The organism is Pseudomonas sp. LBUM1668 (assembly GCF_059695715.1).
Genome location: NZ_CP166787.1, coordinates 5,578,166 through 5,600,286 on the forward strand (window position 1 = coordinate 5,578,166; position 22,121 = coordinate 5,600,286).

A 22,121-nucleotide genomic window follows, 5' to 3' on the forward strand; every position below is an offset into this window, starting at 1 on the left:
TAAATACTTCTAGAAAGAAGCAGGCGCTAATCAGTTCCTTCTACTGTGTGCAAAAAGTCGAGCCCACAAAAAAGCGCTTTCTAACCATTACGGTATGGCAGCGATTTTTTCTGTTCAGGGATCAATGGAAGACGTGGCAAGCCCAACATAAAACCTGTAGGAGCTGTCGAGTGAAACGAGGCTGCGATCTTTTGATCCTCAGCATCGAGATCAAAAGATCGCAGCGTGCCGCAGGTCCTACAAGGGGTTGTATGCCTCACAACATTTCGGGTACGACTCGGGCAATGTGGGAGCTGGCTTGCCAGCGATAGGGCCAGTAAGGGCACAGCGAATCATGGATCAGCGGACCAGGCCAGCCTCCACCAACAACCTCTCCAACCCCAACAAATCCGGCACCTTCGCCACTTGCTCCCCGACCTGCACCGCCGCCTGCTCCAGCGCGCACAACGGCACATCAACATAGCTCAACTGGCTATCGAGTTTGTAAGACCGCGGAATCCCCTGCACCAGCAGCGCAATGAACTTCAGCTCCGGCAACCCGCCCAGCGCATTGAGAATCACGATCCGCGCCCGCTCGCCAATCACGATTTTTTGCCCGCAGGCGGACTCGAAACTCAACAGAGGAATCTGTCGCTCGCGCCACGTCACTCGCCCCAGATACCACGGTGGCGTATCCAGATCGAAGGCGCTAGCCTGATAGTCGATCAGCTCGGCCACCGCCACGTTGGGCAGGATCAAATTGCGATCTGCAAGCGGCAGCAGCAGCCCCGTGAGTTGGCTGGTGCGCGCGTTGTGCCGGCGCTCATACATGCTTCTTGCTCCAGTGGGCAATGCTTTCGAGCAGCACCGATTCCTGATACGGCTTGCCGAGGTAGTCGTTGACGCCGATGGCCATGGCGCGGTCGCGGTGTTTCTGCCCGGTGCGCGAGGTGATCATGATGATCGGCAGGTGTTGCAGGCGTTCGTCGTTGCGCACCTGGGTCGCCACTTCGAAACCATCCATGCGCGGCATTTCGATGTCGAGCAGCATCAGGTCGGGCATGTGTTCTTCGAGCAGGAGCATGGCGTCGACGCCATCCTTGGCGGTCAGCACGTTCATGCCGTGACGTTCGAGCAAACGGCTGGTGACCTTGCGCACAGTGACCGAGTCGTCGACCACCATCACCAGCAGCGGTTTCTGCGGTTCGCTGTCAATTTCCGGGAGCGTCGGATGCTGTCTGATCCGCGCCTGCATCGCGCGAATCGGCGCCAGCAAATCAAGAATCAGCACCACCCGACCATCACCGAGAATCGTCGCGCCGGACACGCCCTGCACCGCCGCGAACTGCGCACCGAGGCTCTTCACCACAATTTCGCGAGTGCCGGCCATGGCATCAACCTGCACCGCAATGTGCCGGTCGTTGTAATGCACCAGCAGCACCGGTAACGGCAGATTCTGGCCAAGCAGTTTCGGCCGTGGCGCGGTTTTCAGCAGCTCACCGAGATAGCACAACTCATAGCGTTGGCCGCCGTATTGATAGCTCGGCGGGTCGAGACGGAAATGTCCTTCGAGGTCGTTCGGCAGGACACGGACGATGCCTTCAATGGTGTTCAGCGGAATCGCGTATTGATCCTCTGCGCACTGCACCATCAACGCGCGATTGACGGACACCGTGAACGGCAAACGGATGCGGAAGTGCACGCCCTGCCCCGGCACCGAATCGATGCTCATGCTGCCGCCGAGTTGGCGGACCTCTTCGTGAACCACGTCCATGCCGACGCCACGCCCGGAGATCTGAGTGATTTTTTCGGCAGTGGAGAAGCCCGGCTGAAGGATGAACTGCAACACATCGCGGTCGCTGATCTCGGCGTTGGGGGCCAGCAAGCCACGTTTTATCGCCTTGCGCCGCACGGCTTCCAGCGGCACGCCAGCACCATCGTCGCGAATGTCGAACACGATGTCGCCACCCTCGCGCGACAGGTCGAGGCTGATCTGTCCTTGCGCCGGTTTCCCGCAGGCCAGGCGCACCTCGGCAGATTCCAGACCATGGTCGACGGCGTTGCGCAGCATGTGTTCCAGCGGCGCGGCCATGCGTTCGAGGACGTTGCGATCCATCTCGCCTTCGGCATTGCCGACGACGAACGCAACGTCCTTGTTCAGCTCTTCAGCCACCTGACGGACGATGCGTTTGAGGCGCGGCAACATGCGTTCGAAAGGCACCATGCGCGTACACATCAGGCCTTCCTGCAATTCGGTGTTGATCCGTCCCTGTTGTTGCAGCAGGTTCTCGGCGTCGTGGTTGCGTCGGTCGAGGGTTTCCTTGAGGTCGAGCAAGTCCGAGGCGGATTCGAACAGCGCTCGCGACAGTTGCTGCAACTGCGAATGACGGTCCATTTCCAGCGGATCGAATTCTTCATAGCCAAGGCGCTCGGCATCGACCTGCTGCCGGCTGAGAATCCGTCCCTGGGTTTCGGTGTCGAGGCGACGCAGTTGATCGCGCATACGCTCGATGGTGGTTTCCATCTCGTTGAGCGCTATCTGCGCGTCGTTGACTTGCTGTTCGATACGCCCGCGGAAAATCGAGGTTTCCCCGGCCAGGTTGACCAGTTCGTCGAGCAATTCTGCGGAGACCTTGACCATGTCCGCGCTGGCGTCGACGGCAGTCGGCGCGGTCTCGATCTTGACTGGTAGAGGCAACGGCGGCGGGGTTTCCAGCGTCGCTGGATGACTGAAATTCTGAATCGCATTGATCAGCCGATCCGCCGGCGGGCACGGTTGCCCGGCGCGCACGGCATCGAGCATTTGCGCCAGTCGGTCATGCCCGCGCTGGACCAAGGCGAACAACTCAGTCGACGCTTGTAGCGTGCCGGCGGAGAGACTTTCGTAAAGGTATTCCAGCTCATGGGCAAGGTCGCCGATCGGGCCGATCTCGACCATCCGCGCGCCGCCCTTGAGGGTGTGCAGATCGCGCAGCAGGGTTTCCACTTCCTGACGATTGCCCGGTTCGGCCTGCCAACGCAGCAGCGCGGCGCCGGAGTTTTCGATGATGTCGAAACCTTCTTCGAGGAAGATTTCCAACAACTCTGGATCATGCGCGGCGCCTTCGTGTTCGGCGGCCGGTTGCGCCGTTTCGACAGTGGCGGACGAACCTTGGCGAAACTGCCGGATCGCCTCAATCAGATCCTGCGCCGGGTTTAGCGGTTGATGGTTTTGCAGCTGTTCAAGTTGTAACGCCAAAAGGTCATGACTCTGATGCAGCAGCCCGCCAAGCATTTCGTTGTGGCTGTAACGACGGTCGACCAGACCTTCGTAAAGGCTCTCCAGCTCTTGGGCCAGATCAGCAATGGCTTCGACTTCAGCCATCCGCGCGCCACCCTTGAGGGTGTGCAGATCGCGCTGCAACGAGGACAACGGCGCGACGTTGTCCGGGTCGTTCAACCAGCGCTGCAAGGCTTGCCCGGCGCTGTCGAGAATGTCCACGGCCTCTTCGAGAAAGATCTCGACGATCTCGTCGTCCGGCGAAGGAATAGACGTGGATTGCGCAAGCTCTGCGGTCGCGGCGCCAAGTTCGCGGATGCTTAAGGTGCGGCTGCCGTCGCTGCGGATCAGGCCCATGGACGAAGGATCGAGACTCTCATCAAGCAGGTCGTGCAATGCACGAATGCGCGCAGGCTGCGGCGTGACTTCCTGGCCGGCGGCCAGTTCGTCGAGCATGTTGATCAGTGCTTCGTGGGCGTTCTGCGCCTCGTGGAAGAACCGGTCGCTGACCGCCAGGCTGCTTTCTTCCACGGCGCCATACAGGTCGAGCAAGGCTTCGCACAACACATCGACCGGCAGCAGATCCGCCAGGTGCGCGCCTTCACCGAGGGTGGTCAGTTCATCCAGCAGCGCGCTCAATTCTTGCCGTTCGCCGGGGTGTTGCTGCCAGCGCTGCAAGAGGCTTTCGGCGTCGAGCAGGATGTCCATGCCTTGCGCGAGGAAGTTGTTGATCAGTTGCGGATCACGCTTGATCCGCAGGCCGGTGTTCGGCGCATTGAGGATCGATTCCAGACGCTCGGCGAGCAGCGCATCGGTGCGTTTGATCAGTGACTGCGCGCCGACAATCGGCGCCAGCGGATCATGCTTGAGCTGACGTAATCCGACACGGAACAGGCCCTCGGCTTCGAGGAGCAATTCCACTTCATCGAGGTCGAGCGGCAGTTGATGCGCCTTGAACTCTCGGGCCAGTTGATCGAGCGGCGCGGCCAGTTCGGCAATCGGCAACACACCCGCCATCGACGCGCTGCCCTTGAGCGTATGCAAGGCGCGCTGCAGTTCGTCGCTGGCCTGCAGCGGCACGTGTTCAGCGGCCTGATCGAGAAAGCGGTTGAGACTGGCGAGATGGGTTTCGGCTTCGTTGCGGAAGATCTCCAGCAACAACGGATCGAGCGCCGCGACGTCATCAACGTCCTCGGCGGCCAGCGGTTCGTCGCCCTTGGCCAAGGCATGGGCGCGCGCGGCGAGTTGATCGACATCGCTGCGCTGACGCTGGCGGTTGGTGGCGAATTCGCTGATCAGTTCCGGCAGCAACAATACCGTGTCGGTCAGCAGTTGCTGGACCACTGAGCCGGGTTCGACGCTTTGTTCCAGCACGCGGTTGAGCAGGTTTTCCACGGCCCACGCCAGTTCGCCGAGAATCAGCGCGCGCACCATGCGACCGCTGCCTTTCAAGGTGTGGAAGGCGCGGCGCAGTTCGGTCAGCGCGGCATGATCCTGCGGATTGGCCGACCAGCGCGGCAGGTATTCGTGAAGGACGTCGAGAACCTCGTCGGTCTCTTCGAGGAACACTTCGCGCAGTTCGTCATCCACCGGCTCTTCATCCGCCGGTGGCGGCATCAGGCTGCCGGGCGTGATCCGCGCGGGCGGGTTGAGCACCGACACCGGGCTGGCCAGGACCTCGGCCAGCGACTGCACGACTTCAGGATCGTCCAGCGCCTGTGCGTCCTGCATCACCAGTGCTTCGCTGGGGCTGAGCACGTCGTCGAGCACCGGTACAGGTACCTCGCCGGGCTGCTCGCTGGGAAAGAAACCGAGGCTGGCGAGGCTCTTCTGGGCGATATCCAGCAGTTGCTCGCCGGGCGCCAGCGGATCGTCGGTCAAGCGTTCCAGATAGTACTCAAGACTGCTGATGACATCGGCCAGATTGTCCAACTGCTCCCAGCCCGGTTCATGCGGATCGAGCAACAGATGTTCGCGGATAAAACCGTTGCAGGCCTCGACCAGACTCGCCGCGCGGGCGAGCGGAATCATCGCCAGCGCCCCACGCACCTGAGTGAGCAGCTCCGGCAGCGGTTGCAGGTGCTGGCGGTCCCAGTCAGCGTCGATGTAGTCGACGATCATGTCCTTGGCCTGTTGCAGGCAGATGCGTGCTTCCTTGATCACGATCTGATGAATCTGCGTCAGGTCGGTGGTCGGCAGGCGTGCATCTTCCGGACTTTCCGGTTCGACGGTGCCGACCATCCCGGCCAGGGTCGCTTCGACGTAGAGCAAGGCACCGGCGACGTCCATCAGGACGGCGTCGTTCGGTTCACGCTGGCCTTGGGCGATGCTCAAGACCACCGCCAGTTGGTCAATGATGACTTTGCGCGGCTGGCCAAAACCGAGCACGGCCAGGGTATCGGCGATCTGCCGCAGTGGTGCCAGCAGACTTTCCAGATCGGACGTATGTTGGCGGTCGCTGCGCACGAACAGGTCGAGCCGCTCCTTGACCCGCACCAGTTCTTCGCACAGTGCCGCGAGCACCGAGCGCATCGCATCGCGGTCGGGACCGGCCAGGCGCGCGCGCTCTTCGTCGACCATCGCGCTGTCGGGCAAAGCATCATCCAGCGAGTAGCGATCTTTCATGGTCAGCATCTGCCCGGTGGGATGTTCGGCTTTGGCAATATAAAACAACAGGCTTTTGAGCAGCTCCGCCGGCGGCGGTTGATTGAGCCCGCGCAGGCCTTGTTCGAGCAGGCGCTTGAGCTCCTTGTCGGCATCCTTGAACAGGCTGCGTAGCGCCGGGCTGTTGGCGATCACACCCTCACGCATGCCTTCGACCAATGCCGATGCAACTTGCCACAACGGACTCAACGGCGCATCGCCGCTCAGTGCTTCGAGGCGGCTGAAGACCTTGGCCAGATAATCGAGATGCGTCTGATCATCCTGCTCACGCAGCAGCCCGACCAGCGCCATTTGCAGCATCTGACGCAACTTGCGCAGTACGTTCGGCAGTTCGGCCGGCTCCAGCAGCGCCAGCGCTTCTTCACTCAGCGGCACCAGTTCCGGCAGTTGCGGGCTGAACAGGCTGGTTTCCGAGAGCAGGCTTTCGCCGCGGGCGCTGCGCAAATCATTGATCAGCGGCAAGACCACCAGCGGCAGATCGCGACGGGCGCTCTGCACACGTTCAAGGTAAATCGGCAATTGCCCCAAGGCTTGTAACAGCAGGTGCAGTGCTTCGTCGCGATGGCTGACGCGCTCGTGCTGGAGGGCTTCGACCAGATGCTCCATTTCTTCGGCGAGCAACGCCGCGCCGTAGAACTCGACCATCTGCAAACTGCCGTGGACCTGATGGATGTAACCCAGGCACTCGTCGAGCCCGGGAAAGGCCTGCGAATCATCGAGCACGGCTTCGATCGCCTGATGCGCCTGTTTCAGCGTTTCGGCAATTTCGCCCTTGACCCATTCGAGGGCCACGTAATCGTGCCGATCACCCATAACCGCTCCAATCACACTTTATCCGTCGCCGACGCGGACGCCGCCGGCAAGGTGAAACCGGACACCGAACGGCGCAACTGACTGGCCATTTTCGCCAGATTGCCAATGCTTTCGGCGGTGGCCGTGGAACCGGACGACGTCTGCGACGTGATCTGCTGGATCACGTTCATGGTCAGGGAAATCTGCCCCGCCGAAGACGTCTGCTGCTGCGCCGCGTTGGAGATGCTTTGAATCAGCGCCGCAAGGGTCTTGGATACGCCTTCGATTTCTTCCAGCGCCACACCGGCATCCTGCGCCAGTCGCGCGCCGCGCACCACTTCGGTGGTGGTCTGTTCCATCGAAATGACGGCTTCGTTGGTGTCGGTCTGAATCGCCCGCACCAGGGTTTCGATCTGGCGTGTGGCGGCGGATGAACGCTCGGCCAGACGCTGCACTTCGTCGGCGACCACCGCAAACCCGCGCCCGGCATCACCGGCCATCGACGCCTGAATTGCCGCGTTGAGGGCGAGGATGTTGGTCTGGTCGGCAATGTCGTCGATCAGGCTGACGATGTCGCCGATTTCCTGAGACGACTCACCGAGGCGCTTGATGCGTTTGGCCGTGTCCTGAATCTGTTCGCGAATGTTGTCCATGCCATGGATGGTGTTGTGCACCACCTCATTGCCCTTGTTGGCGATTTCCACGGAACGCTCGGCCACCGCCGAGGATTCGGCAGCGTTGGCCGACACCTGATCGATGGACTGGGCCATGTCGCTGATCGCCGTCGAAGCCTCGGAAATCTGCTGGGCCTGATGTTCCGATGCTTGCGCGAGGTGCATGGCAGTGGCCTGGGTTTCCTGCACGGCGGCGGCGACCTGGCCAGCGGTGAGGTTGATGGTCGCTACCAGATCGCGCAGTTGGTCGACGGAATAGTTGATCGAGTCGGCAATGGTGCCGGTGAAGTCTTCGGTTACCGAAGCGGTCACGGTCAGGTCGCCGTCAGCAAGGTCTTCGATTTCGTCGAGCAGACGCATGATCGCGTTCTGGTTGCGCTCGTTCTTTTCCGCGGTTTCGCGCAGTTGCCGATTGGTCTCGCGCACCATCACCAGACCGATGAGGATGATTGAGGCCAGCGCCAGCAAACCAAGCACATAGCCACCGATGGTGTCGGTGCTGCGCCCGCCGGCGAGGTTTTCGAAACCGTTGGCCAGGTGCGAGGCTTCGTCGAGCAGGGTTTGCGAGAGGCTGAAGATGTTGCCCGCTGATTCACGGACCTTGAACAGCTCCGGTGAGGTTTCGAGGATTTCATCCACAGAGCCGGAGACGAACTGAAACAGCTCGGAGATTTCACTCAAGCGCGCACGGGCATCGCGGTCTTCGACCTGGCTGATTTTCAGCGCTGAGTTGCCTTGAAGCATGCCATTGAGCACCTGACCGAAACGCGTGGCATCGCGGCCAAAGGCATCGGCGGCTTGCTGCGAATTTTCGTCGCCGGCGAGCACGGTGTTCACCGCGCCGAGGATGCGTTCAGCCAACAGCGATTGGCGCTGGGCCATCGCCACTTGCGCTGCGGGAGCGCCGCGCTGCAAGAGAATTTCCACGACTTTTTCGTATTCGATCTGCAACTGCGGCACGGTTTCGGCCAGGGTTGCGGCGACCTGATGCAGCGACAGCACGGTCTGTTCGCTGGTGAGAATGGCGTCGGTGTTTTTCAGCAAGCGCTCCCAGTCGAGCTGCACGGCGCGCATTTCCGGACGCACCGTGGACGGCGCCGGCGGCAGGCCGGTGACCGGGTCGCCCTTTTTCAGGTAACCCCAACGCTGGGCAAAATCGTTGCGCGCGTCACTCAGCAATTTGAACGCGGCAGCCTTGCCGGCGGCGGCTTCGGTGGCGTTCTTGGCGATGCGTTGCGAAAGCACGCGCAGTTCACCGGCATGGCCGATGTACTGTTTATCGTAATTCGCCTGGGTGTTGAGGTAAGCGAAGTTGGCGAACAGCAGCATGATGAACACGATCAGTGCGATAAACAGCACGATGATCTGCGAGCGACTGCGCGATCCTTCTGCTGACTTGCCTGTTTTTGCTTTTGTCATCGGTCCTCGCCTGTTTGAAGCTCACCGAAGAACCTGTGAGAGCTAGCCTTGTGTGAGGAGGTTGGTGGTGAGGGGAACCTGTGGCGAGGGGATTTATCCCCGATGGGTCGCGCAGCGGCCCCAAAAACCTGAGTTGTATCGCCTACATCTCAAATCTAGGTTTTGGGTCGGCTTCGCCAACCATCGGGGATAAATCCCCTCGCCACAGGGTTATCTCACCCGCAAACTTCCTCACCACATGGCCCATTCCCACTATGGGTTCTCTGTTGTAACGGTTATATCGCCACGCTCATGAACACCGGGGATCTGGCCAGCGCAAACAAACTGAACACCCGCCAGTTCTGCTCGCGCCGGAAATAGCCTTTGACGAACTCGGCCTTGGAGCCCTGGCGTTTGCTGATCGAAATCGGCTCGAAGCTGTCCTGCTCGAAGTGCTGCAAGCCGATGACTTCATCGACCATCAACCCGGCAAACACATCCTCATGCTCGACCACCAACACCCGCCGCTGTTTGCGCAGCGGCGACAGTTCATGCCCGAAAAAACCGCACAGGTCCATGATCGGCAGCAAGCGCCCACGCAGGTTGGCCACACCCTTGACCCACGGTTTTACCCCGGGCAATTGGGTGAAGCGCGGTTCGTGCAGCACTTCGCTGACTTCGCCCATCGGCGCGACATACCAGTGCTCGCCGAGGCGAAAACCAATACCGCTCCAGCGATCCTGGCGCGCCGGTTGCGACGGCAGGTCCGCCGCCAGCAAGCGGCAGCGCTGGTCGATCTGCCAGAGCAGTTCGAACGCAGTCAGTGTTTCGCTCATGGCTGCGCGATCAACCGTTCAGCACGGTGTTCAGGGTCTTGATCAGGGTGTCTTCGTCGACCGGTTTGGTCAGGTAGTCCTTGGCGCCCTGGCGGGTGCCCCAGACCTTGTCGGTTTCCTGATCTTTGGTAGTGATGATGATCACCGGGATGTGCCCGGTTTCCGGATCCTTGGTCAACTGCCGGGTCGCCTGGAAACCGTTGAGGCCGGGCATGACGATGTCCATCAGCACCGCATCGGGTTTTTCCTGACGGGCCAGTGCCACGCCGTCGGCGCCGTTTTCGGCTTTGAGCACTTGATGGCCGTGCTTTTCGAGCATACCGGTCAGTTTGTACATTTCAGTCGGCGAATCATCGACGATCAGGATACGTGCCATGGTCTTCCCCATTTTTCTTGTCGACACCTGGCCCGCTGGCCGAGCGTCTCAGTGCGTTTCTTACTGCGGCAAAACGGCGGCGAAGCCCGGAACATGGGCCTGGATCGCGCTGAGCAGCTCTTCCTTGCTGAACGGCTTGGTCAAAAATTGATCGGAACCGACAATCCGCCCCTTGGCCTTGTCGAACAACCCGTCCCGGGACGACAGCATGATCACCGGCGTGGCCTTGAACGCACTGTTGTTCTTGATTAAAGCGCAGGTCTGATAACCATCCAGACGCGGCATCATGATGTCGACAAAAATGATCCCGGGATGGTTGTCGGCGATCTTCGCCAAAGCGTCGAAACCGTCGATTGCCGTGATTACTTCGCAACCGACATTCTTCAACAAGGTTTCGGCGGTACGGCGAATCGTTTTCGAGTCGTCGATCACCATGACCTTCAAGGCGCTGGACTGCTGTTCCATAAGAGGGCTCTACCGTCGCCTTTGCGAATCAAATTGTCCGTTTTGCTATCAGTAATGGCCGGAAACCCTTGATGTTCAAGGGCCGGCACTGCATGGCAGCCTTTTTAGCACAGTCTCCAGATGCAATCTATCGACGGGTTTTCCCTTGACCGAAAACCCTGCCGGCGCCACTCTGGCGGCACTTTTTTCATACCGATCCGGTAGCCAATTTTCGAGGAAAACCCAATGAGCGTTCGCGTCGGGATTGTCATGGACCCTATCGCCAGCATCTCCTATAAAAAGGATAGCTCGCTGGCCATGCTGCTGGCCGCGCAGAAGCGCGGCTGGGAACTGTTCTATATGGAACAGCGTGACTTGTATCAGGGTGAAGGTCAGGCTCGGGCGCGCATGAAGCCGCTGAAAGTCTTCGCCAACCCGGAAAAATGGTTCGAACTGGACGCCGAGCAGGACAACCTGCTGAGCGATCTGGACGTGATCCTGATGCGCAAGGATCCGCCATTCGACATGGAGTTCGTTTACTCCACCTACCTGCTTGAACAGGCCGAAACTGCCGGCGTGCTGGTGGTCAACAAGCCGCAGAGCCTGCGCGACTGCAACGAAAAGCTGTTCGCCACGCTGTTCCCGCAGTGCACGCCGCCCACCGTGGTCAGCCGCCGCGCCGATGTGTTGCGCGAATTTGCCGCGAAACACGGCGACGTCATCCTCAAACCGCTGGACGGCATGGGCGGCACTTCGATTTTCCGCCACCGCGCCGGCGATCCGAACCTGTCGGTGATTCTGGAAACCCTGACCGCACTTGGTGGCCAGCAGATCATGGGCCAGGCCTATCTGCCGGCGATCAAGGACGGCGACAAGCGCATCCTGATGATCGACGGCGAGCCGGTGGATTATTGCCTGGCGCGGATTCCGGCCCAAGGCGAAACCCGTGGCAACCTGGCGGCTGGCGGTCGCGGTGAAGCCCGTCCGTTGACCGACAAGGATCGCTGGATCGCAGCTCAAGTCGGCCCGACCTTGCGTGAGAAAGGCCTGCTGTTCGTCGGCCTGGACGTGATCGGCGAGAGCCTGACCGAAATCAACGTCACCAGCCCGACCTGCATCCGTGAAATCGACAACGCCTTCGGCACCGACATTGGCGGGATGTTGATGGATGCGATCGACAAGAAGCTGCAAGCGGCCGGCAAAAAGCCGCAAGCTTGATGCACGTCACATGCAGCTTGTCGCTTGAAGCGTGAAGCCCAAGGCGTGAAACCAACATTGCGTTATGATGCGCAGCCTCTGAAAAGCGCGATGTTGGTTTTTTTGTCATGACCCTCCCGTCCGATCTGCCCGCTGAACTCGCCCATCGTGGCGTGCGCCCGGCCGATCGCCTCGGATTTACTCTATTCCTCGCCGCGCTGATTCATTTGGCGCTGCTGCTCGGCGTCGGCTTCACGATGGTCGAGCCGCAACAGATCAGCAAAACCCTGGAAATCACTCTCGCCACCTTCAAGAGCGAGAAGAAGCCCGAGAAGGCTGACTTTCTCGCTCAGCAACATCAGGAAGGCAGCGGCACGCTGGACAAGAAGGCGATTCCGAAGACCACCGAGATCGCGCCGTTCCAGGACAATCAGGTCAAAAAAGTCACGCCACCTCCGGCCGCCAAGCCGCAAGTGCAGGAAGCCGCGCCCAAGGCTGCCGTGACTACGGTTGCGCCGAAGCCGAAAAAGGCGCCGACCAAAAAAGAAGAAGCCAAGACTGAAATCAAACCGTCGGTCGACGCACCGACGTTCGACAGCTCGCAGTTGTCCAGCGACATTGCCAGCCTCGAAGCGGAACTGGCCAAGGAACAACAGCTGTACGCCAAGCGCCCGCGAATCCATCGCTTGAGCGCCGCTTCGACCATGCGCGACAAGGGTGCCTGGTACAAGGACGACTGGCGCAAGAAGGTCGAACGCATCGGCAACCTCAACTACCCCGAGGAAGCACGACGCAAGCAGATCTACGGCAATTTGCGCCTGATGGTGTCGATCAACCGCGATGGCTCGCTGTATGAAGTGCTGGTGCTGGAATCGTCCGGCCAGCCGCTGCTGGATCAGGCCGCGCAGCGCATCGTCCGACTGGCGGCGCCGTTTGCACCGTTTACCGGGGATCTGTCGGATATCGACCGACTGGAAATCATCCGCACCTGGAAATTCGCCCGGGGCGACAAGCTGTCCAGTAACTAAAGGTTGGCGCGAAACATTTGCGGTGATGAGGTTTCTGTGGAAACGGGATTTCTTTGCTGATGGGATTCATTGTGGTGATTGGATCTATTGTGGCGAGGGGATTTATCCCCGATGGGTGGCGAAGCCGCCCCAAAACCCGCACCCCCGTCATATCCGACACACCGCACCGTATGGTTTCGCGACTGCTGCGCAGCCGATCGGGGATAAATCCCCTCGCCACAATAGCCCGCTGGACCATTTGCAACACATCCTCAGCTTGTCAGTTCGCCCCTTGAACGCCACACTAGCGCACATGAAAAACGTCAGCCCCAGCTACCTCAAGCATCAATTCCTGATCGCCATGCCACACATGGCCGACCCGAACTTTGCCCATACCTTGACCTACATCGTCGAGCACACGGCCAATGGCGCCATGGGGATCGTGGTCAATCGACCGCAAGAGCTGAATCTGGCTGACATCCTCGAGCAATTGCGTCCGGACATCGATCCGCCGGCCCTCTGCCAGCACGTGCCGATCTTCATCGGCGGGCCGGTACAGACCGATCGCGGTTTTGTCCTGCACCCGGCGGGCAAGACCTTCCAGGCCACCGCCGAGCTTGAGGGCGACCTGGCACTGTCCACCTCGCAGGACGTGCTGTTCGCCATCGCTGACGGCATGGGGCCGGCAAAAAGCCTGATCGCGCTGGGTTACGCCGGTTGGGAAGCCGGGCAACTGGAGGCCGAAATGGCCGACAACGCCTGGCTGACCTGCCCGTACGACGCCGACATCCTGTTCAACACCAGCAGCGAACTGCGCCTCGAAGCGGCGGCCAGGCACTTGGGGATCAACCTCAACCTGCTGACCAGCCAGGCAGGGCACGCCTGATGGCCCTGCGCCTGATTCTCGGCTTCGACTACGGCACCAAACAGATCGGCGTAGCGGTCGGCCAGGTGATCACCGGCCAGGCCCGCGAGCTGTGCACCTTGAAAGCGCAGAACGGTGTTCCCGACTGGAACCAGGTCGAAGCGCTTATAAAGGAATGGAAACCCGACGCCGTCGTCGTCGGCCTGCCGTTGAACATGGACGGCACACCCAGCGACATGTGCGTGCGCGCCGAGAAATTCGCCCGCCGCCTCAACGGCCGCTACAACCTGCCCTTCTATACCCACGATGAACGCCTGACCACGTTCGAAGCCAAGGGCGAGCGCCTGGCGCGTGGCGGTCAGAAGGGCAGTTACCGCGACAACCCGGTGGACGCCATCGCTGCCGCTCTGCTGTTGCAGGGCTGGCTCGATGAAAACACTGCTTTATTTGAATCCTGACAAGCGCTACGGCGCTTTTCTTTTGGCTAAAATCTCGAGCCACCTCCGGCAGGATGGAGCTCGGGTCGAAGAAGGAGCAACCATGAGTCTGCCCAATCCCGCCGATCTGATCAGCCAGATGGCGACACGCCTCAAGGCGCACCTTGCTCAACGCGGCGTCAGCGAACCGCGATACATCGGTATCCGCACCGGCGGTATCTGGGTCGCGCAGGCGCTGCTCAAGGAACTGGGCAGCGACGCGCCGCTGGGCACGCTGGATGTTTCCTTCTACCGCGACGACTTCAGCCAGAATGGCCTGCACCCACAAGTGCGCCCGTCTGCCCTGCCCTTCGAGATCGAAGGCCAGCATCTGGTGCTGATCGACGACGTGCTGATGAGCGGCCGCACCATCCGCGCCGCCATGAACGAATTGTTCGACTACGGCCGCCCGGCCAGCGTGACGCTGGTGTGCCTACTCGACCTCGACGCCGGCGAGTTGCCGATCCGCCCGAACGTGGTCGGCGCGACCCTGTCGCTGGCCGCTCACGAGCGCGTGAAGCTGTCCGGACCCGAGCCGCTGACGCTTGAACTGCAAGATTTCACCCTTTAATCCGCCCTATTGAGAGTCCCCCTCGCGATGACGCCTCTAGATACCAAGCGCCCGCTGCAGCTCAATGATCAGGGCCAGCTGCGCCACTTCCTCTCGCTCGACGGTCTGCGCCGCGAGTTGCTGACGGAAATCCTCGACACGGCCGACTCGTTCCTTGAAGTCGGCGCCCGGGCGGTGAAAAAAGTCCCGTTGTTGCGCGGCAAGACCGTGTGCAACGTGTTCTTCGAAAACTCCACCCGCACCCGCACCACCTTCGAACTGGCGGCCCAGCGGTTGTCGGCGGACGTGATCACCCTGAACGTGTCGACCTCGTCGGCGAGCAAAGGTGAAACCCTGCTCGACACCCTGCGCAACCTGGAAGCCATGGCCGCCGACATGTTCGTCGTGCGCCACGGTGATTCTGGCGCTGCGCACTTCATCGCCGAGCATGTTTGCCCGCAAGTGGCGATCATCAACGGCGGCGACGGCCGTCACGCCCACCCGACGCAAGGCATGCTCGACATGCTGACGATTCGTCGGCACAAGGGCGGTTTTGAGAACCTCTCGGTGGCCATCGTCGGCGACATCCTGCACTCGCGGGTGGCGCGCTCGAACATGCTCGCCCTGAAGACCCTCGGCTGCCCGGACATCCGCGTTATCGCGCCGAAAACCCTGCTGCCGATCGGCATCGAGCAATACGGCGTCAAGGTCTACACCGACATGACTGAAGGCCTGAAAGACGTCGACGTGGTGATAATGCTGCGCCTGCAACGTGAGCGCATGACCGGCGGCCTGCTGCCAAGCGAAGGCGAGTTCTATCGCCTGTTCGGCCTGACCACCGCGCGTCTGGCCGGGGCCAAACCCGATTGCATCGTCATGCACCCGGGGCCGATCAACCGTGGGGTGGAAATCGAGTCAGCGGTGGCCGATGGCCCGCACTCGGTGATCCTCAATCAGGTGACTTACGGCATCGCGATTCGTATGGCCGTGTTGTCCATGGCCATGAGCGGGCAGACTGCCCAGCGCCAATTCGAGCAGGAGAACGCCCAGTGAAGCTCAGCATTCTCGGCGCACGCGTCATTGATCCAAGCAGTGGCCTGGATCAAATCACCGACATTCACATTGAAGCCTGCAAGATCATCGCGCTCGGCGCGGCGCCGGCCGGTTTCAGCGCAGTAGAAACCATCGACGCCACCGGTCTGGTGGCCGCTCCGGGTCTGGTCGACTTGAACGTCGCCCTGCGCGAGCCGGGCTACAGTCGCAAAGGCTCGATCGCCAGCGAAACCCGCGCCGCCGCGGCCGGCGGTGTGACCAGCCTGTGCTGCCCGCCGCAAACCAAACCGGTGCTCGACACTTCAGCTGTGACCGAACTGATCCTCGACCGCGCCCGCGAAGCCGGCAATACCAAGGTGTTCCCGATTGGCGCCTTGAGCAAAGGTCTGGACGGTGAGCAGCTCGCCGAACTGGTTGCCCTGCGTGACGCCGGTTGTGTGGCGTTCGGCAACGGTCTGGAGAGTTTCCGCAACACCCGCACCCTGTGCCGGGCGCTGGATTACGCGGCGACGTTCGACCTGACGGTGATCTTCAACTCGCAGGATCACGATCTGGCCGAGGGTGGTCTGGCCCACGAAGGCGCGGTGGCCAGTTTCCTCGGCCTGCCGGGCATTCCGGAAACCGCTGAAACGGTGGCATTGGCTCGTGACCTGTTGCTGGTCGAGCAGACCGGCGTGCGCGCGCACTTCAGCCAACTGACCAGCGCTCGCGGTGTTGCGCTGATCGCTCAGGCTCAGGCCCGTGGTTTGAAGGTGACGGCGGATGTGGCCCTGTATCAGTTGATTCTGACCGACGAAGCGCTGATCGACTTCAGCAGCCTCTATCACGTGCAGCCACCGCTGCGCACCCGCGCTGACCGCGATGGCCTGCGCGAAGCAGTGAAGTCCGGGGTGATCTCGGCGATTTCCAGCCATCACCAACCGCACGAGCGTGACGCCAAACTGGCACCGTTCGGCGCGACTGAACCGGGCATCAGCAGCGTTGAACTGCTGCTGCCGCTGGCGATGACGCTGGTTGAGGATGGCTTGCTCAATCTGCCGACCTTGCTGGCTCGCCTGAGCGCAGGCCCGGCCGAAGCGCTGCGCCTGCCGGCGGGCAAACTGGCGGTGGGCGGTGCGGCGGATATCGTGCTGTTAGATCCGAAGGCATCGACGGTGGCCGGTGAACACTGGCGGTCGAAAGGCGAGAACTGCCCGTTCATGGGGCACAGCCTGCCGGGTGTGGTTCGCTATACGCTGGTGGATGGGCGGATCAGCCACCAGGCCTGAAAGCAAAAGATCGCAGCCTGCGGCAGCTCCTACAAGTTGGAACGCACTCCATTGTAGGAGCTGCCGCAGGCTGCGATCTTTTGATCTTCACTCAGCGTTGCCCCAATCGCCAGCAGGCTGGCTCCCACATTGGATCTGTGAACGACACAAATCCCCTGTGGGAGCTAGCCTGCTAGCGATGGCTTACTGAAAGGTGCCGCGGTTTTGCGCGTTGCGCACCGAGACCTGATCGTTCAGTGTCCAGAAGTCATACAGCACGCCAATAAAGAACAACCCGCCGGTCAGCAGGTACAACAGGCCGCTGATCCACTTGCCCTGGTACATCCGGTGCACGCCCAGCACGCCGAGAAACGTCAGCAGAATCCACGCCACGTTGTACTCGATCGGCCCGTCGGCAAAGCGCAGATCTGCTTCGCGATCCATTGCCGGGATCAGGAACAGGTCGATCAGCCAGCCAATTCCCAGCAAACCGAAGGTGAAAAACCAGATCGTCCCGGTCACAGGCTTGCCGTAGTAAAAGCGGTGGGCACCGGTAAATCCGAAGATCCACAGCAGGTAACCGATGATTTTGCTGTGAGTGGTTTTTTCCTTCACACGGGGTAGCTGATAGCTGTTCATGAAGACCTCGATGCACTCGATAGATAAATATTCTTGAATTCTTTGTGACTTTTTTACAGGTAGCCGACGTATGGCAAATGTTACCGTCGCTACCGTGAAAGCCTTATAGCACCGGACCTCTGTCCGACAATCGCGTCAATTTGCCGCTTATTTGGTTCCGTAGCCTCCCGTTTGAATCGACCAACGGCCTCGGAAGTCACAAAAAAGCTGTTATAAAGTTGCGCGCTATCACTTAAGAGCCACGCCGAATGCGACCATTTTTCAAGACATGGCTAACTATTTGCCTATTAATGCCACTGGCCGCCCACGCCACCAATCGTGAGCAACGTCTTCCCAACGTTAACGGCTTTACCCCTAAATCTCACGCTTCTGCCCCATCGAGCAAAAGCAAACAAAGCAAAATCACCACGCTGAGCAGCAAAAGCCGCAGCAGTCTGGTGCCGCCGATGGCGAGCAAGGAAAGCAGCAACGTCCTGAGCCGCGCGGTAAACGTCCTCGGTACTCCTTATCGTTGGGGCGGCAGCAGCCCAAGTAAAGGCTTTGATTGCAGCGGCCTGGTGAAATACGCGTTCAACGACGCCACGTTCGACCTGCCACGCACTTCCAATGCCATGGCCAGCGGCCACGGTGAGAAAGTCGAGCGCAAGGACCTGAAACCGGGCGATCTGATTTTCTTCAAACTCAAGAGCCGTCGGGTCAACCACGTTGCCATCTACATGGGTAACGACCGCTTCATCCACGCGCCACGTCGTGGCAAGTCGGTGAGCATCGATACGCTGAACAAGCCGTATTGGCAGAAGCATTACGTGGTTGCCAAGCGTGTATTACCGAAAGAGCAAAGCCAGATGCGCGTCGTTCAGCGCTAAAAGTCAAAAGATCGCAGCCTTCGGCAGCTCCTACACAGGGTCATGTTCGTCCACATATCGCGGATGAACACGAAATCCTGTAGGAGATGCCGAAGGCTGCGATCTTTTGCTTTTAAAAGTTATCCGGCGTACGCGCCTTCTCCCGCGCATGCTCGCGACTGATCAAGCCCTTGGTCACCAGATCCTTCAGGCACATATCCAGTGTCTGCATCCCCAGCGACCCACCGGTCTGAATCGCCGAATACATTTGCGCCACCTTGTCCTCGCGGATCAGGTTACGGATCGCCGACGTTCCCAGCATGATCTCGTGCGCCGCCACTCGCCCGCCGCCGATCTTCTTGATCAGCGTCTGCGAGACCACTGCCAGCAGTGACTCCGACAACATCGAACGCACCATGGATTTCTCGTCACCGGGGAACACGTCCACCACACGGTCGATGGTTTTGGCGGCAGATGTCGTGTGCAATGTGCCGAATACCAGGTGCCCGGTCTCGGCGGCGGTCAGCGCCAGGCGAATGGTCTCCAGGTCGCGCATCTCGCCCACCAGAATCACATCCGGGTCTTCACGCAGCGCTGAACGCAGAGCCGTAGCGAAACTGCGGGTATCGCGGTGGACTTCACGCTGATTGATCAGGCATTTGCGCGACTCGTGAACAAACTCGATCGGATCTTCGATGGTCAGGATGTGATGGTGGCGATGGGTGTTGAGGTAATCGATCATCGCCGCCAGCGTGGTCGATTTACCGGAACCGGTCGGCCCGGTGACCAGCACCAGCCCACGCGGAGCATCGGTGATCTTGCGGAAGACGTCGCCCATGGCGAGGTCTTCCATGCTCAGCACTTTCGACGGAATGGTGCGAAACACCGCCCCCGCGCCACGATTCTGATTGAAGGCATTGACCCGAAAACGCGCCACGCCGGGGACTTCGAAGGAAAAGTCGGTTTCCAGATGTTTCTCGAAGTCGACCCGCTGGGTGTCGTTCATGATGTCGTAGATCAATTCGTGCACTTGCTTGTGGTCCAGCGCCGGCAGATTGATCCGCCGCACATCGCCATCGACGCGGATCATCGGCGGCAGACCGGCCGACAAGTGCAGGTCGGAAGCGCCCTGTTTGGCGCTGAAGGCCAGCAGTTCAGTGATATCCATAGCGCTCCTCAATTCCAGTAGAATGCCGCGAACCTTCAGACTCACGGCGCCTCTTGATGTCCACGATAGCAGACAACATCCTTCAGGTTAGTTCGCGCATCCAGGCCGCCACCGCTGCTGCCGGACGTGCTGAAAACAGCGTGCAGTTGCTGGCCGTGAGCAAGACCAAACCTGCCGAGGCCCTGCGTGAAGCCCACGCCGCCGGCCTGCGGGACTTTGGCGAGAACTATCTGCAAGAGGCCCTGAGCAAACAGCTCGAACTGGCCGACCTGCCCTTGATCTGGCACTTCATCGGCCCCATTCAATCGAACAAGACTCGCGCGATTGCCGAGCATTTCGAATGGGTGCACTCCGTGGATCGTCTGAAAATTGCCCAGCGCCTGTCCGAACAGCGCCCGGCCGACCTGCCGCCGCTGAACATCTGCATTCAGGTCAACGTCAGCGGTGAAGCCAGCAAGTCCGGCTGCACCCCGGCCGACCTGCCGGCGCTGGCGAATGCCATCAGCGCCTTGCCACGCCTTAAGCTGCGCGGCTTGATGGCGATTCCCGAGCCGACTGAAGATCGCGCCGAACTGGACGCCGCATTTGCTGCCGTGCAACGTTTGCAGGCCAGCCTGAATCTGCCGCTCGACACACTTTCCATGGGCATGAGCCATGACCTTGAGTCGGCCATTGCCCAAGGCGCCACCTGGGTGCGAATTGGTACCGCCCTGTTTGGCGCACGCGACTATTCCCAATCTTGAAATTTTCCAGATAAGGACCTGACATGAGCGACACACGTATTGCCTTTATCGGTGCCGGCAACATGGCCGCCAGTTTGATCGGCGGCCTGCGGGCCAAGGGTCTGGAAGCTGCACACATCCGTGCCAGCGACCCGGGCGAAGAAACCCGCGCCAAGGTCAGCGCCGAACACGGCATTGAAACTTTCGCCGACAACGCTCAGGCCATCGAAGGCGTCGATGTCGTCGTGCTGGCGGTCAAGCCCCAGGCGATGAAAGCCGTTTGCGAAGCACTTCGCCCGAGCCTCAAACCCGATCAACTGGTGGTCTCCATCGCCGCTGGCATTACCTGCGCGAGCATGACTGCATGGCTCGGCGAGCAGCCGATCGTGCGCTGCATGCCCAACACCCCGGCGCTGCTGCGTCAGGGCGCCAGCGGTCTGTACGCCACCAGCGAGGTAACCGCCGAGCAACGCCAGCAAGCCGAAGAGCTGCTGTCGGCCGTCGGCATCGTGCTGTGGCTGGATGAAGAACAACAACTGGACGCGGTGACTGCCGTTTCCGGTTCCGGCCCTGCGTACTTCTTCCTGTTGATCGAAGCCATGACCGCCGCTGGCGTCAAACTCGGCCTGCCGAAAGAAACCGCTGAGCAGCTGACCCTGCAAACCGCGCTAGGCGCCGCGCACATGGCGGCTGCCAGTGACGTCGATGCTGCCGAACTGCGTCGTCGCGTGACCTCGCCGGCCGGCACCACCGAAGCCGCGATCAAATCATTCCAGGCCGGGGGCTTCGAAGCCCTGGTCGAAAAAGCACTCGGCGCCGCCGCGCACCGCTCGGCCGAAATGGCCGAACAACTGGGCAAATAAGGAGCCTTACATGATTGGATTGAACACCGCAGCGGTTTACGTGCTGCAAACCCTCGGCAGTCTGTATCTGCTGATCGTGCTGCTGCGCTTTGTCCTGCAACTGGTGCGGGCGAACTTCTACAACCCGCTTTGCCAGTTCATCGTCAAAGCGACTCAGCCGCTGCTCAAGCCGCTGCGCCGGATCATCCCGAGCATGTTCGGTCTGGACATGTCATCGCTGGTGCTGGCGATTCTGGTGCAACTGGCGCTGATGGCGCTGACCCTGCTGCTGACTTACGGCACCATCGGCAACCCGCTGCAACTGCTTATCTGGTCGCTGATCGGCGTGACTGCGCTGTTCCTGAAGATCTTCTTCTTTGCCCTGATCATCAGCGTGATCCTCTCGTGGGTCGCTCCGGGCAGCCACAACCCGGGCGCTGAACTGGTCAACCAGATCTGCGAGCCAGCCCTGGCACCGTTCCGCAAGTTCCTGCCTAACCTCGGTGGTCTGGATCTGTCGCCGATCTTCGCCTTCCTCGCGCTGAAACTGATCGACATGCTGGTGATCAACAATCTGGCGGCGATGACGATGATGCCGGAAATCCTCCGTCTGCTGATGTGAGCTGGTTTCGTTGGGACGGTGACGATCTGATTCTGGAGTGTCACCTGCAACCGGCAGCCCGTAGCGATGATTTCTGCGGGCTGCACGGTGATCGCCTGAAAATCCGCCTGACTGCGCCACCGGTCGAGGGCAAGGCCAATGCGTATCTGATGGGTTTTCTGGCCAAGGCGTTTGGGGTGTCCAAGAGCCAGGTCAGTTTGCTCAGTGGCGAGTTGAACCGGCAGAAACGGGTGAAGATTTGCTCGCCGAAGAAGTTGCCGGATTTGCCTGACCTGGTGCGCCCCTGACCGACTCAACAAGATAACCCCTGTGGCGAGGGGATTTATCCCCGATGGGGTGCGCAGCAGCCCTGTGCGATCGTCTGGTGCGCCAGTTAAATAGCGTTGGCAGGATTTGGGGCCGCTTCGCGACCCATCGGGGATAAATCCCCTCGCCACAGGGGTTGTGATCAATGAACGATCAGGCC

At 60.5% G+C, this 22,121-nt stretch carries 20 protein-coding genes; 12 read left to right on the forward strand and 8 right to left on the reverse strand.

What is annotated here, in order from left to right; all coding sequences use genetic code 11:
• Positions 1-339 precede the first annotated feature (339 nt).
• The 6 genes from ACA061_RS25165 to pilG all read right to left on the reverse strand — a co-directional run bounded on the left by ACA061_RS25165 (position 340) and on the right by pilG (position 10,443).
• Positions 340-810, reverse strand: coding sequence for a chemotaxis protein CheW (locus tag ACA061_RS25165; RefSeq protein WP_210553476.1), 471 nt, complete (start codon positions 808-810; stop codon positions 340-342).
• Positions 803-6,715, reverse strand: a complete 5,913-nt coding sequence (locus tag ACA061_RS25170) for a hybrid sensor histidine kinase/response regulator (RefSeq protein ID WP_497300231.1) — start codon at positions 6,713-6,715, stop codon at positions 803-805. Before ACA061_RS25170 ends, ACA061_RS25165 begins: the two co-directional genes overlap by 8 nt.
• A gap of 11 nt (positions 6,716-6,726) precedes the next feature.
• On the reverse strand, positions 6,727-8,787 hold the full coding sequence (locus ACA061_RS25175) for a methyl-accepting chemotaxis protein (protein ID WP_150601966.1): 2,061 nt from the start codon (positions 8,785-8,787) through the stop codon (positions 6,727-6,729).
• A 275-nt stretch (positions 8,788-9,062) separates the two neighbouring features.
• Positions 9,063-9,602 carry a chemotaxis protein CheW gene (locus ACA061_RS25180; protein WP_150601967.1) on the reverse strand — a complete coding sequence of 180 codons (540 nt, stop codon included), beginning with the start codon at positions 9,600-9,602 and terminating at the stop codon, positions 9,063-9,065.
• Positions 9,603-9,612: 10 nt separating this feature from the next.
• A complete protein-coding gene (gene pilH / locus ACA061_RS25185) occupies positions 9,613-9,978 on the reverse strand; it encodes a twitching motility response regulator PilH (RefSeq protein WP_497300232.1) in 366 nt (121 codons plus the stop codon).
• A 60-nt stretch (positions 9,979-10,038) separates the two neighbouring features.
• Positions 10,039-10,443, reverse strand: coding sequence for a twitching motility response regulator PilG (pilG, locus tag ACA061_RS25190; RefSeq protein ID WP_116028398.1), 405 nt, complete (start codon positions 10,441-10,443; stop codon positions 10,039-10,041).
• A gap of 225 nt (positions 10,444-10,668) precedes the next feature.
• Here pilG and gshB point away from each other — a divergent pair, with 225 nt between their 5' ends.
• The 7 genes from gshB to ACA061_RS25225 all read left to right on the forward strand — a co-directional run bounded on the left by gshB (position 10,669) and on the right by ACA061_RS25225 (position 16,838).
• Positions 10,669-11,640: a glutathione synthase gene (gshB, locus tag ACA061_RS25195; RefSeq protein WP_150617836.1), complete on the forward strand. Its 972-nt coding sequence runs from the start codon at positions 10,669-10,671 to the stop codon at positions 11,638-11,640.
• A gap of 107 nt (positions 11,641-11,747) precedes the next feature.
• Entirely contained in the window at positions 11,748-12,647 is a 900-nt protein-coding gene (locus ACA061_RS25200) for an energy transducer TonB (RefSeq protein ID WP_497300233.1), read from the forward strand.
• Between the two features lie 292 nt (positions 12,648-12,939).
• A complete protein-coding gene (locus tag ACA061_RS25205; RefSeq protein WP_150617864.1) occupies positions 12,940-13,512 on the forward strand; it encodes a YqgE/AlgH family protein in 573 nt (190 codons plus the stop codon).
• A complete protein-coding gene (gene ruvX / locus ACA061_RS25210) occupies positions 13,512-13,949 on the forward strand; it encodes a Holliday junction resolvase RuvX (RefSeq protein ID WP_042561537.1) in 438 nt (145 codons plus the stop codon). The genes ACA061_RS25205 and ruvX overlap by 1 nt, the downstream gene beginning before the upstream one ends.
• An 82-nt stretch (positions 13,950-14,031) precedes the next feature.
• Positions 14,032-14,538, forward strand: a complete 507-nt coding sequence (pyrR, locus tag ACA061_RS25215) for a bifunctional pyr operon transcriptional regulator/uracil phosphoribosyltransferase PyrR (protein ID WP_497300234.1) — start codon at positions 14,032-14,034, stop codon at positions 14,536-14,538.
• 27 nt (positions 14,539-14,565) lie between these two features.
• Positions 14,566-15,570 carry an aspartate carbamoyltransferase catalytic subunit gene (locus tag ACA061_RS25220; RefSeq protein ID WP_007913665.1) on the forward strand — a complete coding sequence of 335 codons (1,005 nt, stop codon included), beginning with the start codon at positions 14,566-14,568 and terminating at the stop codon, positions 15,568-15,570.
• Positions 15,567-16,838: a dihydroorotase gene (locus tag ACA061_RS25225; protein ID WP_497300235.1), complete on the forward strand. Its 1,272-nt coding sequence runs from the start codon at positions 15,567-15,569 to the stop codon at positions 16,836-16,838. Before ACA061_RS25220 ends, ACA061_RS25225 begins: the two co-directional genes overlap by 4 nt.
• 183 nt (positions 16,839-17,021) lie before the next feature.
• Here the strand turns inward: ACA061_RS25225 and ACA061_RS25230 are convergent, their stop codons facing one another.
• Positions 17,022-17,456: an NINE protein gene (locus ACA061_RS25230; protein ID WP_150601974.1), complete on the reverse strand. Its 435-nt coding sequence runs from the start codon at positions 17,454-17,456 to the stop codon at positions 17,022-17,024.
• Between the two features lie 248 nt (positions 17,457-17,704).
• Between ACA061_RS25230 and ACA061_RS25235 the strand changes: the two genes are divergently transcribed.
• Complete coding sequence (locus tag ACA061_RS25235) at positions 17,705-18,322, forward strand: C40 family peptidase (protein ID WP_150617838.1); 618 nt, start codon at positions 17,705-17,707, stop codon at positions 18,320-18,322.
• Between the two features lie 112 nt (positions 18,323-18,434).
• Here ACA061_RS25235 and ACA061_RS25240 read toward each other — a convergent pair whose 3' ends face one another.
• Positions 18,435-19,469, reverse strand: a complete 1,035-nt coding sequence (locus tag ACA061_RS25240; protein ID WP_007953348.1) for a type IV pilus twitching motility protein PilT — start codon at positions 19,467-19,469, stop codon at positions 18,435-18,437.
• 56 nt (positions 19,470-19,525) lie between these two features.
• Between ACA061_RS25240 and ACA061_RS25245 the strand changes: the two genes are divergently transcribed.
• Genes ACA061_RS25245 through ACA061_RS25260 form a run of 4 tightly spaced genes read left to right on the forward strand, consistent with a single transcriptional unit; the run spans position 19,526 to position 21,942 of the window.
• Positions 19,526-20,212 (forward strand): YggS family pyridoxal phosphate-dependent enzyme, encoded by a 687-nt coding sequence (locus ACA061_RS25245; protein WP_497300236.1) that lies wholly within the window; start codon positions 19,526-19,528, stop codon positions 20,210-20,212.
• A 23-nt stretch (positions 20,213-20,235) separates the two neighbouring features.
• A complete protein-coding gene (gene proC, locus ACA061_RS25250; RefSeq protein WP_210553469.1) occupies positions 20,236-21,054 on the forward strand; it encodes a pyrroline-5-carboxylate reductase in 819 nt (272 codons plus the stop codon).
• 10 nt (positions 21,055-21,064) lie between these two features.
• Complete coding sequence (locus ACA061_RS25255; protein ID WP_042561545.1) at positions 21,065-21,655, forward strand: YggT family protein; 591 nt, start codon at positions 21,065-21,067, stop codon at positions 21,653-21,655.
• A complete protein-coding gene (locus ACA061_RS25260) occupies positions 21,652-21,942 on the forward strand; it encodes a DUF167 domain-containing protein (protein ID WP_103304308.1) in 291 nt (96 codons plus the stop codon). Before ACA061_RS25255 ends, ACA061_RS25260 begins: the two co-directional genes overlap by 4 nt.
• Positions 21,943-22,121: the final 179 nt, after the last annotated feature.

Excerpts from the sequence above, each read along its gene's own strand:
- ACA061_RS25165 (WP_210553476.1), bottom strand. The coding sequence starts at position 810 with ATGTATGAGCGCCGGCACAACGCGCGCACCAGCCAACTCACGGGGCTG.
- ACA061_RS25170 (WP_497300231.1), bottom strand. The coding sequence starts at position 6,715 with ATGGGTGATCGGCACGATTACGTGGCCCTCGAATGGGTCAAGGGCGAA.
- ACA061_RS25175 (WP_150601966.1), bottom strand. The coding sequence starts at position 8,787 with ATGACAAAAGCAAAAACAGGCAAGTCAGCAGAAGGATCGCGCAGTCGC.
- ACA061_RS25180 (WP_150601967.1), bottom strand. The coding sequence starts at position 9,602 with ATGAGCGAAACACTGACTGCGTTCGAACTGCTCTGGCAGATCGACCAG.
- pilH (WP_497300232.1), bottom strand. The coding sequence starts at position 9,978 with ATGGCACGTATCCTGATCGTCGATGATTCGCCGACTGAAATGTACAAA.
- pilG (WP_116028398.1), bottom strand. The coding sequence starts at position 10,443 with ATGGAACAGCAGTCCAGCGCCTTGAAGGTCATGGTGATCGACGACTCG.
- gshB (WP_150617836.1), top strand. The coding sequence starts at position 10,669 with ATGAGCGTTCGCGTCGGGATTGTCATGGACCCTATCGCCAGCATCTCC.
- ACA061_RS25200 (WP_497300233.1), top strand. The coding sequence starts at position 11,748 with ATGACCCTCCCGTCCGATCTGCCCGCTGAACTCGCCCATCGTGGCGTG.
- ACA061_RS25205 (WP_150617864.1), top strand. The coding sequence starts at position 12,940 with ATGAAAAACGTCAGCCCCAGCTACCTCAAGCATCAATTCCTGATCGCC.
- ruvX (WP_042561537.1), top strand. The coding sequence starts at position 13,512 with ATGGCCCTGCGCCTGATTCTCGGCTTCGACTACGGCACCAAACAGATC.
- pyrR (WP_497300234.1), top strand. The coding sequence starts at position 14,032 with ATGAGTCTGCCCAATCCCGCCGATCTGATCAGCCAGATGGCGACACGC.
- ACA061_RS25220 (WP_007913665.1), top strand. The coding sequence starts at position 14,566 with ATGACGCCTCTAGATACCAAGCGCCCGCTGCAGCTCAATGATCAGGGC.
- ACA061_RS25230 (WP_150601974.1), bottom strand. The coding sequence starts at position 17,456 with ATGAACAGCTATCAGCTACCCCGTGTGAAGGAAAAAACCACTCACAGC.
- ACA061_RS25235 (WP_150617838.1), top strand. The coding sequence starts at position 17,705 with ATGCGACCATTTTTCAAGACATGGCTAACTATTTGCCTATTAATGCCA.
- ACA061_RS25240 (WP_007953348.1), bottom strand. The coding sequence starts at position 19,469 with ATGGATATCACTGAACTGCTGGCCTTCAGCGCCAAACAGGGCGCTTCC.
- ACA061_RS25245 (WP_497300236.1), top strand. The coding sequence starts at position 19,526 with ATGTCCACGATAGCAGACAACATCCTTCAGGTTAGTTCGCGCATCCAG.
- proC (WP_210553469.1), top strand. The coding sequence starts at position 20,236 with ATGAGCGACACACGTATTGCCTTTATCGGTGCCGGCAACATGGCCGCC.
- ACA061_RS25255 (WP_042561545.1), top strand. The coding sequence starts at position 21,065 with ATGATTGGATTGAACACCGCAGCGGTTTACGTGCTGCAAACCCTCGGC.